Annotated in this window: 15 protein-coding genes and 1 rRNA gene; all 16 read right to left on the bottom strand. The window is 49.0% G+C overall.

What is annotated here, in order from left to right; all coding sequences use genetic code 11:
- Positions 1-98: ribosomal RNA gene (locus tag VF724_RS16915) — 16S ribosomal RNA — on the bottom strand; the annotation flags it as partial.
- 605 nt (positions 99-703) lie between these two features.
- Positions 704-2,209 carry a lysine--tRNA ligase gene (gene lysS / locus VF724_RS16910; protein WP_371755418.1) on the bottom strand — a complete coding sequence of 502 codons (1,506 nt, stop codon included), beginning with the start codon at positions 2,207-2,209 and terminating at the stop codon, positions 704-706.
- A 305-nt stretch (positions 2,210-2,514) separates the two neighbouring features.
- Entirely contained in the window at positions 2,515-2,991 is a 477-nt protein-coding gene (gene greA / locus VF724_RS16905) for a transcription elongation factor GreA (protein ID WP_371755417.1), read from the bottom strand.
- Between the two features lie 247 nt (positions 2,992-3,238).
- The gene (gene dusB, locus VF724_RS16900) at positions 3,239-4,243 is read right to left on the bottom strand and encodes a tRNA dihydrouridine synthase DusB (RefSeq protein WP_371755416.1); all 1,005 of its coding nucleotides are present in this window, start codon (positions 4,241-4,243) and stop codon (positions 3,239-3,241) included.
- A 16-nt stretch (positions 4,244-4,259) separates the two neighbouring features.
- Positions 4,260-4,463 (bottom strand): helix-turn-helix domain-containing protein, encoded by a 204-nt coding sequence (locus VF724_RS16895; RefSeq protein WP_371755415.1) that lies wholly within the window; start codon positions 4,461-4,463, stop codon positions 4,260-4,262.
- Complete coding sequence (gene folK / locus VF724_RS16890) at positions 4,415-4,960, bottom strand: 2-amino-4-hydroxy-6-hydroxymethyldihydropteridine diphosphokinase (protein WP_371755414.1); 546 nt, start codon at positions 4,958-4,960, stop codon at positions 4,415-4,417. The genes VF724_RS16895 and folK overlap by 49 nt, the downstream gene beginning before the upstream one ends.
- Entirely contained in the window at positions 4,961-5,326 is a 366-nt protein-coding gene (gene folB, locus VF724_RS16885) for a dihydroneopterin aldolase (protein ID WP_371755413.1), read from the bottom strand. It abuts the gene before it with no gap.
- 45 nt (positions 5,327-5,371) lie between these two features.
- Positions 5,372-6,205, bottom strand: coding sequence for a dihydropteroate synthase (gene folP / locus VF724_RS16880; protein ID WP_371755412.1), 834 nt, complete (start codon positions 6,203-6,205; stop codon positions 5,372-5,374).
- A gap of 105 nt (positions 6,206-6,310) precedes the next feature.
- A complete protein-coding gene (gene pabA, locus VF724_RS16875; RefSeq protein ID WP_371755411.1) occupies positions 6,311-6,898 on the bottom strand; it encodes an aminodeoxychorismate/anthranilate synthase component II in 588 nt (195 codons plus the stop codon).
- 230 nt (positions 6,899-7,128) lie between these two features.
- Positions 7,129-8,067 (bottom strand): cysteine synthase A, encoded by a 939-nt coding sequence (cysK, locus tag VF724_RS16870; protein WP_371755410.1) that lies wholly within the window; start codon positions 8,065-8,067, stop codon positions 7,129-7,131.
- Between the two features lie 136 nt (positions 8,068-8,203).
- The gene (locus VF724_RS16865) at positions 8,204-9,199 is read right to left on the bottom strand and encodes a peptidylprolyl isomerase (RefSeq protein ID WP_371755409.1); all 996 of its coding nucleotides are present in this window, start codon (positions 9,197-9,199) and stop codon (positions 8,204-8,206) included.
- Positions 9,200-9,307: 108 nt separating this feature from the next.
- Positions 9,308-10,180 (bottom strand): Hsp33 family molecular chaperone HslO, encoded by an 873-nt coding sequence (gene hslO / locus VF724_RS16860; RefSeq protein WP_371755408.1) that lies wholly within the window; start codon positions 10,178-10,180, stop codon positions 9,308-9,310.
- Positions 10,181-10,198: 18 nt separating this feature from the next.
- Positions 10,199-10,963 (bottom strand): type III pantothenate kinase, encoded by a 765-nt coding sequence (locus VF724_RS16855; protein WP_371755407.1) that lies wholly within the window; start codon positions 10,961-10,963, stop codon positions 10,199-10,201.
- Positions 10,960-11,829 (bottom strand): carboxylating nicotinate-nucleotide diphosphorylase, encoded by an 870-nt coding sequence (gene nadC / locus VF724_RS16850; protein ID WP_371755406.1) that lies wholly within the window; start codon positions 11,827-11,829, stop codon positions 10,960-10,962. The genes VF724_RS16855 and nadC overlap by 4 nt, the downstream gene beginning before the upstream one ends.
- Complete coding sequence (nadB, locus tag VF724_RS16845) at positions 11,822-13,435, bottom strand: L-aspartate oxidase (protein ID WP_371755405.1); 1,614 nt, start codon at positions 13,433-13,435, stop codon at positions 11,822-11,824. Before nadB ends, nadC begins: the two co-directional genes overlap by 8 nt.
- Positions 13,436-13,613: 178 nt before the next feature.
- Positions 13,614-14,552 carry a quinolinate synthase NadA gene (gene nadA, locus VF724_RS16840; protein WP_371755404.1) on the bottom strand — a complete coding sequence of 313 codons (939 nt, stop codon included), beginning with the start codon at positions 14,550-14,552 and terminating at the stop codon, positions 13,614-13,616.
- Positions 14,553-14,798: the final 246 nt, after the last annotated feature.

Raw genomic sequence — 14,798 nt, 5'->3', positions numbered from 1 at the left:
GCTGCTCAAGAGCAAGCTCTCTCACAGCTCCGCTCGACTTGCATGTATTAGGCACGCCGCCAGCGTTCGTCCTGAGCCAGGATCAAACTCTCCATAAAAGTGCGTCCCTAACGATCCGCTTTTATTGCAGAGCCTCTAGCTCATTTCAATCGTTGTTGTCCATTCTTACTCGTTGTTCAGTTTTCAAGGAACAAGCATCGCACTTGTCATCTCTTCCGAAACACCGCGCCCCGCTTCGCTTTCCGACCGTCTTCACGCATCCTCAAGCGCCGCTTTCGAGCTCTCGCTCAGCCGATGTTCTTCCGAACGGCGACTTGATTAATATATCACATCTTGCCGTTTCGAATCAAGTACTTTTTTTTGCCATTGCCGCTCGCCATCGCCTTGCTTCCGACGGCATCTCCGCTTTTTTAGCGGCGAAAGATAATGTATCATACTTCAACTAATGAATGCAAGAGCTTAATGCGTTCCAATCATGAAAAAATATTCCGCGGCAAAGCTTAACTTTTGCAGGCATATATCATTATTACATTCAAATAAGGGAATTTTGTGCCGTTAACTTCTTATGTTTAAAATATAAAAGAAAAATAACGGAAAAATAATTCCGTTATTCACCCCAAAAACATCTTTACAAAAAGCCAGCGGAATTTCAGAAGTCCCCATCAAACAGCTTCGATCCGCGGCAGCCAAGGAATCGTTAGCTTTATTCCCCGGAGCGCTCCCGCATTAACGGGAACAGCAGCACGTCCCGGATCGACGGAGAATCGGTGAGAAGCATGACCAAGCGATCGATCCCGATGCCCAATCCGCCTGTTGGCGGCAAGCCGTATTCAAGCGCCCGAATGAAATCATCGTCCATCATGTGCGCTTCATCATTGCCTAGCTCACGCTCTTTCAGCTGAGCTTCGAACCTTTCCCGCTGATCGATCGGATCATTCAACTCCGTGAACGCATTCGCATGCTCGCGGGCTACAATAAACAGCTCAAACCTGTCCGTAAAACGGCTGTCCTGCTCATTTTTCTTGGCCAGCGGAGAAATCGCCACGGGATGGCCGAATACAAATGTGGGTTCAATCAAGGTCTCCTCCACGAAGGTTTCAAAGAACTGGTTGACGATATGTCCGAATGTCATATTCGGTTCTACCGGCACCTTATGCTTCTTGGCAAGCTGATGGGCTTCTTCATCCGACATCGCTTGACTGAAATCAATCCCGACTACCTCTTTGATTGCTTCCACCATCGAAATCCGTTTCCACGGTTTGGCCAAGCTTACGGATTTCCCCTGATAGGTAATTTCGGTTGTTCCCAAGACTTCTTGCGCCGCATTCACAATCAAATTCTCGGTCAATTCCATGATATCTTGGAAATCGGCATACGCTTCATACAACTCAATCATGGTAAATTCAGGGTTATGCCGAGTCGATATTCCCTCGTTGCGATAGACTCTGCCGATTTCATAAACCTTGTCCAATCCGCCCACGATCAAACGCTTCAAGTGCAACTCGATGGCGATCCGCATGTAGAGTTGCATATCCAAAGCATTATGATGCGTGATGAACGGCCTGGCCGAAGCTCCTCCGGGAATGGTATGCATGGTCGGCGTTTCGACCTCCAGATATCCCCGCGAATCCAAATACCTGCGAATCGATTGAATGATTTTCGAACGCGCAATAAAGGTTTCCCGGACATCAGGATTCATGATTAAATCGACATATCTTTGACGGTAGCGCGTCTCAACGTCCTTAAGCCCGTGAAACTTCTCAGGCAGCGGATAAAGCGACTTGGTGAGAACCTCCAAATCATTCACCTTGACGGAGGTTTCCCCGGTTTTGGTTTTAAAAACCGTCCCCTCCAGCCCGATTATATCTCCGATATCCAACAGGTTGTAGGCCTCGTACTTAACATCCCCGACGGTATCCTGGCGAATGTATACTTGAATTTTTCCGCTGATGTCTTGAATATGCGCAAAACCCGCTTTGCCCATTTCTCTTTTCTGCATGATGCGGCCGGCAATGCGAACGGGCACCTTCAATTCGTCAAGCTCTTCTTTGGTTTTGCCGTCATACGCATCCATGATTTCTTTCGCCGTATGCGTACGTTCATATTTTTTGCCGAATGGATCGATTCCCATCCGGCGCAGTTCATCCAATTTATTCCGGCGAACCGCCAGCAAATCGTTTATTTCTGTAACCTGATTCAAAAAATTCATCTCCCGCCGTTAAGATAAGAAAAACTTCTATCGAAGTCACTCTAAGCAGCCGGACCGCGTTTAAAGGTAGTTCTTCATGCCAATAAGAATTTGCCTTTCCGGAGACCCGGAAATTTGTACATTCCTATGCGGTAAAAAAACCTCTTTCGAGGCTTTTCCGAAAAGCAAAACCGCGTCATCAAGGCACTGTGATGCGATGCTGCGATTACTATGTCAAGGCTGGCTGGATTGGGTTCAACAATTCGGTCTCAGGGACAAAGCAGCCCTGAAAGCTGGCTATTATTCATCCTGCAAGCGGAAATTCATTACTTCTTGATATCTATAATCTTATATTGAATAATACCCACCGGTACATTAACGTCAACTACCGAACCTTTCTTCTTACCAAGAATTGCCTTCCCTACCGGGCTTTCATTGGAAATCTTATTCTGGGACGGATCCGATTCCGCGGTACCCACAATAGTATACTCCAATTCATCTCCGAATTCCAGATCTTTGATCAAGACCGTCGAGCCGATGCTGACGGAATCCGTTTCGATTTCATCATTGTTGATGATTCGGGCGTTGCGCAGCATTTTTTCCAGCGTGATGATTCTGCCTTCAATAAATGCCTGTTCATTCTTGGCGTCTTCATATTCGGAGTTTTCGCTGATATCTCCATATCCGATGGCAATCTTGATTCTTTCCGCGACTTCTCTTCGTTTGACCGATTTCAGATGCTCGAGCTCTTCCTCCAACTTTTTCAAACCGTCTTGTGTAAGAATCACTTCTTTTTCAGACATACCCAACTACTCCCGTCGCTAAAGTTTTCATTCCACACACAGCTTCAGCGCTGTTTAAAGAATGATTTGAACCCAATCTGTACGACCTATCGGGGATCAACCAGAAGCGGGTTCTTTCCTAACAATATATATGTCTGTATTGATGCGGACAACACCGCACAACAGCTTCCAGCATATGGATAAAACTGCTATTATTACTATGCTTATCTTATTGCCTGATTATATTTCATGGCTGGATAAATGTCAATTAACCATCAGTCCAACCAAACGCCAAGCTTCTCTGCTCCAAAGAATCCAAATAATCGGTAAGGATTCTCTCCATGGCGTCTCTGGATGTTTCCTCCATGATGATGTCCTTTACCTTTGCCGCACCGGGCAGGCCTTTCAAATACCAAGCCAGATGCCTGCGCATTTCCTTTACGGCCACATGCTCGCCCTTCAAAGCGACAAGACGGTCCATATGGAGAATGGCAATCCGGATTTTTTCGGCCGGATCCGGTTCGGGGAGCAATGTCCCTGTCGTCAAATACTCGACGGTTCGATACAACATCCACGGATTGCCCAACGCGCCGCGGCCGATCATCACCCCGTCGCAGCCCGTTTCATCCAGCATCCGCTTGGCGTCTTCCGGCGTTACGACATCCCCGTTTCCAATGACGGGAATCGAAACCGCATTTTTGACTTCCTTAATAATATGCCAGTCCGCTTTTCCGGTATAAAGCTGCTCGCGGGTTCGCCCATGAACGGTTACCGCGCTGCCCCCGGCTCTTTCAACGGCTTTGGCATTCTCTGCGGCATAAATATGCTCGGAATCCCAGCCCATTCTCATTTTGACGGTTACCGGCTTTTGCACCGCTTCAACCACCGCGGATACCATCTCTTCAATTTTTTCGGGATTCAACAGCCATTTGGCTCCGGCGTCACTTTTGGTGATTTTCGGTACCGGGCATCCCATGTTAATGTCGATAATATCGGCTATCGTTTCTTGATCAACCACCTTGGCCGCTTCCACTAAAGTTTCCTTATCCCCTCCGAAGATCTGCAGGCTGAGGGGCTTTTCCCGCTCATCGACGTAAAGCATCTCCTTCGTGCGGTGGTTTCCGTGCAGGATGGCTTTGTCACTGACCATTTCGGCGCAAACCAGGCCCGTCCCGAATTCTTTGGCAATCAATCGGAAAGCCGGATTGCAAACTCCAGCCATCGGTGCCAGCACAACTTGATTCTTGAGTTCAACATCGCCGATTTTCAGCATCGGGGACCTCCTTCGCTTAACCGTTAGCTAGTTCATCTTTGTCGATACCCAGCGCATCCGAAATGTTTTGTATAATTTTCGCGTCGGCGTTGCGCGTCCCTCTCTCGATCGATCCGAGAACCGCAATGGAAACTCCCATCATCTCGGCTAGTTCACTTTGTGTAAAGCCTTTTAATTTGCGAAAAGCTCGAATTCGCTGAGCCAGCTGATTTTTTTCCATAGCGCGACTTCTTCCTTTCCCCCCAGTTTTTCCAATATCTCATCGACGAATTCACCGCCGGGAAGTGTATCCTTTCCATAAATGTCTTTTAAAGGAATCATGACGAAAGCGCGTTCACGCATCCTCGGATGTGGAATCGTCAACCCTGGCAGATTTAATTCCGAATCAGCATAAAGAAGCATATCCAAATCAAGGGTCCTTGGACCCCAACGAATATCGCGGGTCCTTCCAAGCCGTTTTTCCGTATTCATCATTTCCTGCAAAAGCTGTTCGGCAGACAAAACGGTGCGCAGCTCAGCCGCCATATTCAAAAAAGACGCTTGATCAACGTAGCCGACGGGTTCCGTCTCATAGATATGGGAACAGCGAACCACTTCGATGGACGGATGTTGATGAAGCTGAATCAGCGCCTGGTGCAAGTACTCTTCCCGATTGCCGATATTGGACCCTAGTCCGATATATGCGTGCCGGACTTCCCCGGTTTCCGCTGCTGGCATTTACGTTTCCCGCTTTCTGTTGATTTCCACAGATACCCCATCAAAATGCGCATCCACCGGAGGATGCGGTTTGGTTACTTTTACAGTAATTTCATTTATCTTAGTATAAGTGTCCAAGAGTAAGGATGCAATACGTTCTGCCACCGCCTCGATGAGTTGGAAGGACTCCTCTTCGACCACTTTTCGGGTCGTTTCAAGGATTTCCGCGTAATTGACCGTATCGGCCAAAGCATCATTTACTCCCGCCCGCTTTAAATCGGCAAATAATGTAAGATCCACCACAAACCTCTGGCCGAGCTTATTCTCTTCGGGAAAAACGCCATGGTATCCAAAAAAACGCATCCCTTGTAAAGTGATCTTATCCAATGGGATCCTCCCTTTCGTAGCGATCGAAACTTAGGGCGCGATGCCTTAACGCCTGAACATGGCGTCGGCCATTCGTGCGGTTCGCTTCATCGGGCCGACATCATGCACACGAACAATGTCGCAGCCCTGCATGATCCCGGCGACGGTCGTTGCCGCCGTCCCCTCCAGCACATCATCCGCAGGCAGATTCAGTGTTTTGCGGATAAAGGTTTTCCTTGACGTTCCGAGCAGAACTGGGTAACCCAGATCAGAAATTTCACTCAGGCGCCTCATTAACTCCAAATTATGCTCATAATTTTTGCCGAATCCGATTCCCGGGTCCAGAATGATATTTTCTTCTCTGACGCCCGCCTTGACGGCTAATGCCACGCTTTCCAGCAGGTCCCGCCGGATTTCCCCGAGCAAATCGCCGTACTCTGCGACCTCCCGGTTGTGCATCAGAATGACGGGACAATCGAGCTTCGCCGCTACAGCAGCCATATCGGGATCCTTTTTGAAACCCCAGATATCGTTGATGATATGGGCCCCCGCTTCCACAGCCCTGCGAGCCGTCTCCGCTTTATATGAATCAATCGATATGGGGATACTGAGCTCCCTCGACAGCGCTTTGATGACCGGAATGACCCGCTCCAGTTCTTCCTCCAATGACACTTCGGAGAATCCGGGCCTTGTCGATTCGCCGCCGACATCTATTATGTCGGCTCCTTCCGCAACCATTCTGCGTGCATGGGTCACGGCGGATGTAACCGAAAGATATTGTCCGCCATCAGAGAAAGAATCGGGGGTCACATTGAGAATTCCCATAATCCAGGTCCGTTTACCCCATTCCCATTCATATTCTCCCATGCGCAGCAGGCGCTTTCCCAATATCTTGTCCATCTTTTTCACATCTCCTTGCGGATTTTTCCATGCAAAAAACCGTGATCATACACTGAGACCACGGCTTTCCACTTTCTTAACGAGAGCTCCGTTCAACCCCAATTTTCATACTTCGGCCTGACGACGGCCGCTTGAAGAAAGAAAATTTCGGAGAATCTGTATGCCATAGTCCGTTATGATCGATTCCGGATGAAATTGAACCCCTTCTACCGGGTAAGTTTTATGGCGAAGAGCCATGATTTCCCCTTCCGAAGTTTCCGCGCTGATCTCTAGGCAATCCGGCAGCGATTCCCGCTCAACAATCAACGAATGATACCGGGTTGCCGTAAAAGGAGAAGGAATCCCGGAAAAGATCGTTTTTTCATCATGATAGATTTCCGATGTTTTGCCGTGCATCATACGAGCCGCTTGGACGACCTTGCCTCCGAAGGCCTGGCCGATTGCCTGGTGTCCCAAGCATACTCCTAAAATCGGAGTCTTGTCCTTGAAATGCCGGATCAATTCGAGACTGATTCCAGCTTCATTAGGTGTGCAGGGACCGGGAGAAATTAAGATGTGGTCGGGGTTCAACCGTTCAATTTCCGCAATGTCGATCTCATCATTCCGGTGCACCTCAATTTCTTCGCCGATTTCACCCAAGTACTGAACCAAATTGTACGTGAACGAATCATAGTTATCGATAACTAAAATCATCTTATGCTCCCCCCAATTGCTGAACACTTCATTGTACGGATTCCAAGTTGCGGATAATTATATTAAATTCCATATTTCCGTTACAGTCAATCCGCTGAAACCCTTTCGTTCCATTCGGACCTCGGCTTGCCGTTATTTTCCCCGCAATTTCTTGCGGCCATCCGAAGCTAAATAGAAAAACCCCTCGCAAGAGGGGAGAAATTAACGAAAAATTGCCGATTACGGTTCACTCAGCTGTCAAATTGATATAACGGGGTACTGAGGTATCGTTCGCCATTGCTGGGAAGAATCGCAACAACCCGTTTTCCTTTCCCGAGCTCCTTGGCTACCTTCAAAGCGACAAAAATCGCCGCTCCCGAGGAGATCCCCCCCAAAATTCCTTCTTCCCGTGCAACTCGACGGGAGGTTTCAAAAGCATCGTCATTCTCGACCGCAATCACTTCGTCATAAACGGAAGTATCCAGAATGTCAGGCACAAATCCGGCCCCAATGCCCTGAATCTTATGCGGACCCGGTTGACCTCCGGAAAGGACGGGGGATGCCGCAGGCTCTACAGCACAAATTCGGATTCCAGGGAAATGCTTTCGCAAAACTTCCCCAACACCGGTAATCGTGCCCCCGGTTCCCACACCGGCCACAAAGGCGTCTAGCTTGCCGTCGCGGGCTTGAATCGCTTCAACAATTTCCGGACCGGTTGTTTCCCGATGAATTTTCACGTTGGCCGGATTCTTGAACTGCTGAGGCATGAAATATCCGGGATTTTCCGCCTGCAATTCCTCCGCTTTGCGGACTGCCCCTTTCATCCCTTCCGATCCTGGCGTCAAGACCAATTCCGCTCCAAATGCCCGAAGCAAATTCCTGCGCTCCATGCTCATCGTCTCCGGCATAACCAGAACGGCTTTATATCCTTTGGCGGCGGCAACCATTGCCAAACCGATTCCCGTATTTCCGCTGGTCGGTTCGACGATCGTGTCACCGGGCTTGAGAATCCCTGCTTGTTCGGCAGCCTCAACCATGCTGATCGCGATTCTGTCTTTGACACTTGCGCCCGGATTTTGAAATTCCAGCTTCACATAAATTTCAGCGCTGTCCTCGGGAACCACCCGATTCAATCGAACAAGCGGCGTGTTTCCAATCAACTGAGTGATATTGTCAACAAGTTTGGCCATTGTGGTTTTCCCCCGATCAAAGTATTCCGAGTAATCAAGTCGGCTTTTGATAACTCCATCTTATCAACACACTTTGGCGTTGTCAATGAAAATTCCTTTAACTTATCTTTCAGAGATGAGCAAGCGCTCCATCAGTTTATTTATAGTTCGGATCGAAAATTTGCACATTGTATTTTTCCCTCAAACGGTTCAACAGGTCAGGCATCGGTTCCGCATTCTCCATGGCCAACTGGCTACGGATGTATTCCCGGATCTGCTTTTGCTGATTTTCATCCGGATCTTTGCGTTCGAGAAGATTGACAATCGCATACCCTTGATTGACCTTGACCGGATCGCTGATTTCTCCAGTTTTCATTTTCTTGGCGGCGTTCATCACCTCGGGAAGCACAAAGGGATCATCCATCTGAACCCAGCCTAAATCGCCGCTGTCCGAGGCCGCATCATCCAGCGAATATTTTCTGGCCAGAAGACCAAAATCCGTACCGTTTCCGATTTCCTTCCTCAACTTGACAGCTTCTTCCTTGGAGGCGACTGTGATTTTCCGGATATGCAGCTGAATATGGCTGTTCCATTCTTCCGGATGCGTCCGGATATAATCGGTTACCTGCTGCTCAGAAATTGTGACATCTCTTGTGGCGATTTTCTCGAGCAGCACATTATAGTACGTATCTTCCTGCAACTGACTCTTCGTCAACCCGAGCTGTTTTTGCATCGAATTGTAAAATTGCTCTTCACTGTCATAGCCCTGCTGCATTCTTTTCAATTCCGCGTCGACTTCCTGCTGCTTGACGGTAACCCCCAATGCCTGGCTTTCTTGGGCGATGACTGCCCGATCAATCATTTGATTCAGCATTTCCCGACCGTATTTGCGTTCCAATTGTTTGAGCAGCTGCCATCGGGTGATCGATTGCTTGCCAATTTGTACGATGATCCCGTCATTGATTTCGGTTTCCTGACCGGAAGCAGGAGAAGTTGCATCTGGACCATTGAAACGCGATTTCGCCGCATCCGCAGGTTTTTCGGAATCCGCAATCGAAGTATGGAACGGGATGACAAATTTATCTACCAAAAGTATCAACACACAACCCAGAAGTAGGCAGATGGCGAACCACAATACCTTGACATTCCGCACCCGAATCCCCTCTTATTCTACCATTGAATTGCTAAAGGCATCGCGATGAAATAACTTCAACTAAATTGGTGGCAAAAAGCAATTAAACCGCTTGATACTTTGCGAGCCCTAAATCTTTGCTAAAATCGCTTCCATTTCTCCCCGGTCAAAATGGTATTTCTCATTGCAAAAATGGCAAATGACCTCTGTCTGCTCATCCTTGTCAATCAGTTCGCGAATTTCTTCGGCTCCCAAGCTGATCAGCATTTGCTCCACCCGCTCCCGTGAACAGCTGCACCGGAATCGGATGTTCAAGCGATCCGACACCTCCACCTTTTTAACTAACCGGTGTAAAATATCTTCCAAGGACAACCCTTCATCCAACAGCGTTGTCAGCGGCGGAAGCGCAGACAGTTTATCCTCCAGAACCGCGATCTGTTCCTCATCGATCCCCGGCAAAAGCTGAATGATCAACCCGCCCGACGCCCGAACCGTCTCATCCGGATTGATCAAGACGCCTACGCTCACAGCGGACGGCGTCTGTTCGGATTTGGCAAAGTAATGGGTAAAGTCCTCGCCCAGTTCGCCTGAGATGATCGGGACGCTTCCCTTATAAGGCTCTCTCATGCCCAGATCCTTAATAACGTAAATAAACCCTTCCGTACCTACCGCTCCGGCCACATCGAATTTTCCTATGCTGTTCGGTTCCAGATCGACCTGGGGATGATCCATATAGCCGCGCACTTCGCCATGCGCATTGGCATCCACAACGATTTGGCCCAGAGGGCCGTTTCCCTTGATCTGAAGGGTCAGCCTTTCTTCCCCCTTGAGCATGGCGCCCATCATCGCTCCGATAGAGGCCGCCCTACCCAATGCGGCAGTAGCGGTCGGATACGCTTCATGCCTGGTCCTTAATTCTTCAATCAGTTTCGTAGTAAGCACCGCGAATACTCTGACTTTGCCCTCAAGCGCAGTTGCCCTTATCAAATAATCATCAACCAAAAGTCGTTGCCGCCCCCTCTACCGGTTTCTTTCGTATATCATTTGCAGTCCTTGAAGCGTCAGCAGAGGATTCACCGTTTCGATCGTCCTGGATTCGCCGGAAATCAATTCCGCAAGCCCTCCGGTAGCAATCACCTTGGCTTCGGACTCAAACTCTTCCCGCATCCGCATGGCTATGCCGTCCACCTGACCGGCAAAGCCGTAAATAATTCCGGCTTGCATGGAAGTAACGGAATTCCTGCCTACCGTGCTCTTCGGTTTGACTAAATCGATCCTGGGAAGCTTTGCTGCTTTTTGGTATAGAGCTTCTGTGGAAATTCCGATGCCCGGAGCGATGGCGCCGCCCAAATACCGCGCTTTATCATCGATATAATCGAACGTGGTGGCCGTGCCGAAATCTACGACGATCAACGGAGGGCCATACAGCTCGATCGCCGCGATCGCATTAACGATTCGATCCGCACCGACTTCCTTCGGGTTATCATATAGGATGTTCAATCCGGTTTTCAAACCCGGACCGACAATTAACGGTTCCTTTTTCAAGTACTTTGCACATAGGGCCTCGATGGTATTCATAATCTGCGGTACGACGGACGAAATCACAATATCCCGAACCTGCTCCACATTGACGCCGATGTGACGGAACAAGTTATGGATGATCATGCCGTATTCATCGACCGTAGCGCCGCGATTCGTGCTTAGCCGCCAATGATGCAGAAGCTCCTTGCCCTGATATAATCCAAGCACGATGTTGGTGTTTCCGATATCCATTACAAGTATCATGCTCCGTCCCCCTTGCGCCCATTCAAGTCCAGGCTGATATCCAGCGATTTGATGGAGTGCGTCAGCGCCCCGGCCGAGATGACATCGACCCCGGTCATCGCGATCTCCCTGATATTGTCCAACGTAACGCCTCCCGATGCTTCCACGATTACATGCGAAGATGCCGTTTTAATTTTCTCCACCGCCTCCCGCATCCGTTCGATTTCCACATTATCCAGCATAATGATATCGGCTCCTGCCGTGAGCGCCTCTTCAAGCTGGGCCATATTCTCGACCTCCACCTCGATCTTCATCGTATGGGGAATGCGGCTCCTAGCCGAACGGATTGCTAGGGCTATGCCTCCGGAAGCTTTGATATGATTATCCTTAATCATTACGGCATCATACAGCCCCTGGCGGTGATTATGTCCACCGCCCACTTTGACCGCGTATTTCTCCAAAGCCCTGAGTCCGGGCGTCGTCTTGCGCGTATCCACGACGCGGACATTATAGCCCTTCACCCTTTCGGCGTAACGATGTGTGGTTGTGGCGATGCCTGACATTCTCTGCAGCAAATTCAAAGCCAGTCTTTCGCCCATCAGAATGCTGCGGGAGCTTCCCTCCAATTCGGCAACAATGGTTCCCTTGACTACCTGATCCCCTTCCTTCATGACGTGCCGGAATACCAAGGAAGGATCAACCGTTCGGAAGACCAACTCCGCCACGGGAAGCCCCGCAATCACTCCGTCCTCCTTGACATGAATGACCGCTTTGGAATAATGATCTGGAGGAATCGTGGATAGGGTGGTTACATCTCCGCTTCCGAGATCCTCATCGAGCCAGGATTCAATTTGCTTCTCCAACTGATTGCGATTGCCTTCAAACATTCTCCACACTCTCCTCCGAAATCCCTTTTTCCCGGTTCAAGACAATATGCTTTCTCCAACGCAAATCATCCCGTTCCGGAAAATCCTCCCGATAATGGGCACCCCTGCTCTCTTCTCTCAATAACGCTGCCTGAGTGGTCAAAGTTGCGCATACCAGCAAATTGGCAAATTCATATTCCTCACGCCTGCTCAAAAGCGCATTGAACAATGGCATTTGTCGCTTCAGGTCCTCCAGACCCTTGCTTAAGCCAATGGCCGATCGCTTAAATGCCGCATTACGCAGCATGATCTTTTGCAATTTGAGCCGCTTCTCGATAACGGGCTGAATCGGGGGATCCTGCCGATGAAGCTCGGCTTTGATCTCCGGAAGAGCTTCCAAAGGCGTCAGGCTCAGTATTTGATTGACAATTCTTCGACCGAACACGATCGCTTCCGATAAGGAGTTGCTGGCCAAACGATTGGCCCCGTGCACTCCGGTAGCCGACACCTCCCCGCATGCAAATAGCCGCCTTATCGAAGTTTCCCCATTCAGATCGGTCTTCACCCCGCCCATCATATAGTGAGCAGCCGGAGCCACAGGAATCCAATCGGTAGTCAGATCCAAGCCGTAATTCAAACAGAACTGATAAATTGTCGGAAACCGATGCTTTACCATCTCTGCTGATTCATGCGTAATGTCCAGATAAACGAACGTCGATTTGGTTCTCTCTATTTCACTGACGATCGCTCTGGCCACAATGTCTCGCGGAGCCAATTCCAACTGCGGATGGTACCGTTCCATAAACCGTTCTCCGTTAATATTCCGCAAAATGGCGCCTTCCCCCCGAACCGCTTCGGAAATCAAAAAACGGGGAGCGCCCGGGTAATAAAGTACCGTCGGATGAAATTGGATGAATTCCACATCCCTAATATCGGCTCCGGCCCGGTAAGCCATAGCGATTCCATCACCGGTTGCGACATCCGGATTGGTCGTATAGCGGTATAATTGTCCGACCCCGCCGCTGCAGAGAACCGTCGCTTTCCCCGTTACGAATATTTTTTGTCCGTCCGGCTTTTGGACTATGGCTCCATAGCAAACATCATCATATGTAATCAGATCGATCACGAAGTGGTCATTCCAAATTTCTATATTCTTATTATGCAGAACCTGATCCGATAATGCTCTGACGATTTCCGCTCCGGTAGCATCGCCATGCGCATGCAGAATTCTTCGCCGGCTGTGCGCCCCTTCTTGCGTCAACGCAAGCTCGCCGTTTTCCAAATCGAAATTCGTGCCCATACGGATCAAATCGTCCACGCCTTTCGGCCCCTCATGAACAAGCACATCAACCGCCGCAGTCGAACAAAGTCCCGCTCCTGCAATCAATGTGTCCTGACGGTGGGCTGCCGGGGAATCGTCATCCGCAATGACCGCCGCTATGCCCCCCTGCGCGAATTGTGTATTGCTGTCAGACAGCGATTTCTTCGTGATCATCAGTACTTTTTGCGTTTCGCTGGCTCTAATGGATGTAAACAACCCCGCTATGCCGGAACCGATTACAATCACGTCGGTCTTCACCCGCGGCAGACGCTCCAATGAAAAATCAGTCAAAAAACGTGGTATCATCATACTTCCTCCTATGCCGAACCAAGTAAAAACGTTTGCAAACGCAGGAAATGAGAGGTGCGGTACCTCTCATCGAGCAGGACAACTATCATAATGTTTAATTATACCATGAGCTTTCGGGCATTCCAAATGTTGGCCGCAGAAGGTTTGAGACTTGATCCCAACCCAAAATTGGCCGTTACTTCACCTCAAGCATGCGCAGCAGGGATGCTCTCGCCTTATCCGCAATATGAGGCGGAACATAAATCTGCGGCTGCATCGTCTCCAAAGCGCGGACAAGCTTTTTCAGGTTATTCACCTTCATGTTCGGACACACCAGATATTTGCTTGCAAAGTAGAACTTTTTATCCGGACTGTCCAATTCCAATTGATAACCCGTACCGTCCTCGGTACCTACAATAAACTCCTTGCTGTCGGATTTTTTGCAGTAATCGATGATTGCGGTGGTACTGCCGACGAAATCAGCCATTGCCACCACTTCGGGACGGCATTCGGGGTGAACGACCACTTCCGCATTCGGATGCTGACTTCGCATCTCTTCGATATCTTTGACGGTCAGCATGTCATGAGTGTTACAGTAGCCTTCCCAGATAATCATTTTTTTGTCTGTGAATTTTTGAACATATTGCCCGAGATTTTTATCCGGCACCCAAATGATCTCATCGGTATCCAACGATTGAATAACCTTGATCGCATTCGAGGAAGTACAGCAGATATCTGTCTCCGCCTTGATTTCTGCAGAAGAATTAATATAGGTAACGACCTTCGCATTGGGATGACGTTTTTTCAGTTCCCGCAAACCGTCCACGTTGACCATATCCGCCATCGGACATCCGGCGCGCTCATCGGGAATAAGCACCGTCTTGTCGGGAGCAAGTATTTTCGCGCTTTCTCCCATAAAGTGCACTCCACAAAACACGATCACATCCGCATCCGTTTCCGCCGCCTTTTGCGCCAGCAAAAACGAATCTCCACGGAAATCCGCTACTTCCTGTATCTCATCGCGCTGGTAATAATGGGCCAAAATTATGGCATTCCGTTCTTTTTTCAGCTCGAGCAGCCTTTCTTTAAGCAAACGATTCTGCTCCGCTTTGTGTTCCATAGCCAAAGCTTCCATGAATCAACACCTCCGATTCTTTGTGAATTTGCCTTTCCGAGACCCAGAAATTTAAATTCTTATGTGGTCAAGGCTTTAACGGTTTTTTTATTTCCAGAAAATTAATTCAGGCCCGCTTTCAGTAGCATTCATTGTTTAACGGAAGTGAATTCTCAGGATAGAGATTAATACTAAATTTACACAACCTCTTCCCGGGTGTCAATGCATAAATTCGCGAAAAACAAACGGATCATGCTTCACCTGCCA

Source organism: Ferviditalea candida, from assembly GCF_035282765.1.
In the GTDB taxonomy this organism is placed as follows: Bacteria; Bacillota; Bacilli; order Paenibacillales; family KCTC-25726; genus Ferviditalea; species Ferviditalea candida.
This window is presented reverse-complemented; position numbering and strand designations above follow the sequence as displayed.

Bases quoted from the DNA above. Each gene is read 5' to 3' on its own strand.
- lysS (WP_371755418.1), bottom strand. From the start codon at position 2,209: ATGAATTTTTTGAATCAGGTTACAGAAATAAACGATTTGCTGGCGGTT.
- greA (WP_371755417.1), bottom strand. From the start codon at position 2,991: ATGTCTGAAAAAGAAGTGATTCTTACACAAGACGGTTTGAAAAAGTTG.
- dusB (WP_371755416.1), bottom strand. From the start codon at position 4,243: ATGCTGAAAATCGGCGATGTTGAACTCAAGAATCAAGTTGTGCTGGCA.
- VF724_RS16895 (WP_371755415.1), bottom strand. From the start codon at position 4,463: ATGGAAAAAAATCAGCTGGCTCAGCGAATTCGAGCTTTTCGCAAATTA.
- folK (WP_371755414.1), bottom strand. From the start codon at position 4,960: ATGCCAGCAGCGGAAACCGGGGAAGTCCGGCACGCATATATCGGACTA.
- folP (WP_371755412.1), bottom strand. From the start codon at position 6,205: ATGGACAAGATATTGGGAAAGCGCCTGCTGCGCATGGGAGAATATGAA.
- pabA (WP_371755411.1), bottom strand. From the start codon at position 6,898: ATGATTTTAGTTATCGATAACTATGATTCGTTCACGTACAATTTGGTT.
- cysK (WP_371755410.1), bottom strand. From the start codon at position 8,067: ATGGCCAAACTTGTTGACAATATCACTCAGTTGATTGGAAACACGCCG.
- VF724_RS16855 (WP_371755407.1), bottom strand. From the start codon at position 10,963: ATGATACTTGTAATGGATATCGGAAACACCAACATCGTGCTTGGATTA.
- nadC (WP_371755406.1), bottom strand. From the start codon at position 11,829: ATGTTTGAAGGCAATCGCAATCAGTTGGAGAAGCAAATTGAATCCTGG.
- nadB (WP_371755405.1), bottom strand. From the start codon at position 13,435: ATGATACCACGTTTTTTGACTGATTTTTCATTGGAGCGTCTGCCGCGG.
- nadA (WP_371755404.1), bottom strand. From the start codon at position 14,552: ATGGAAGCTTTGGCTATGGAACACAAAGCGGAGCAGAATCGTTTGCTT.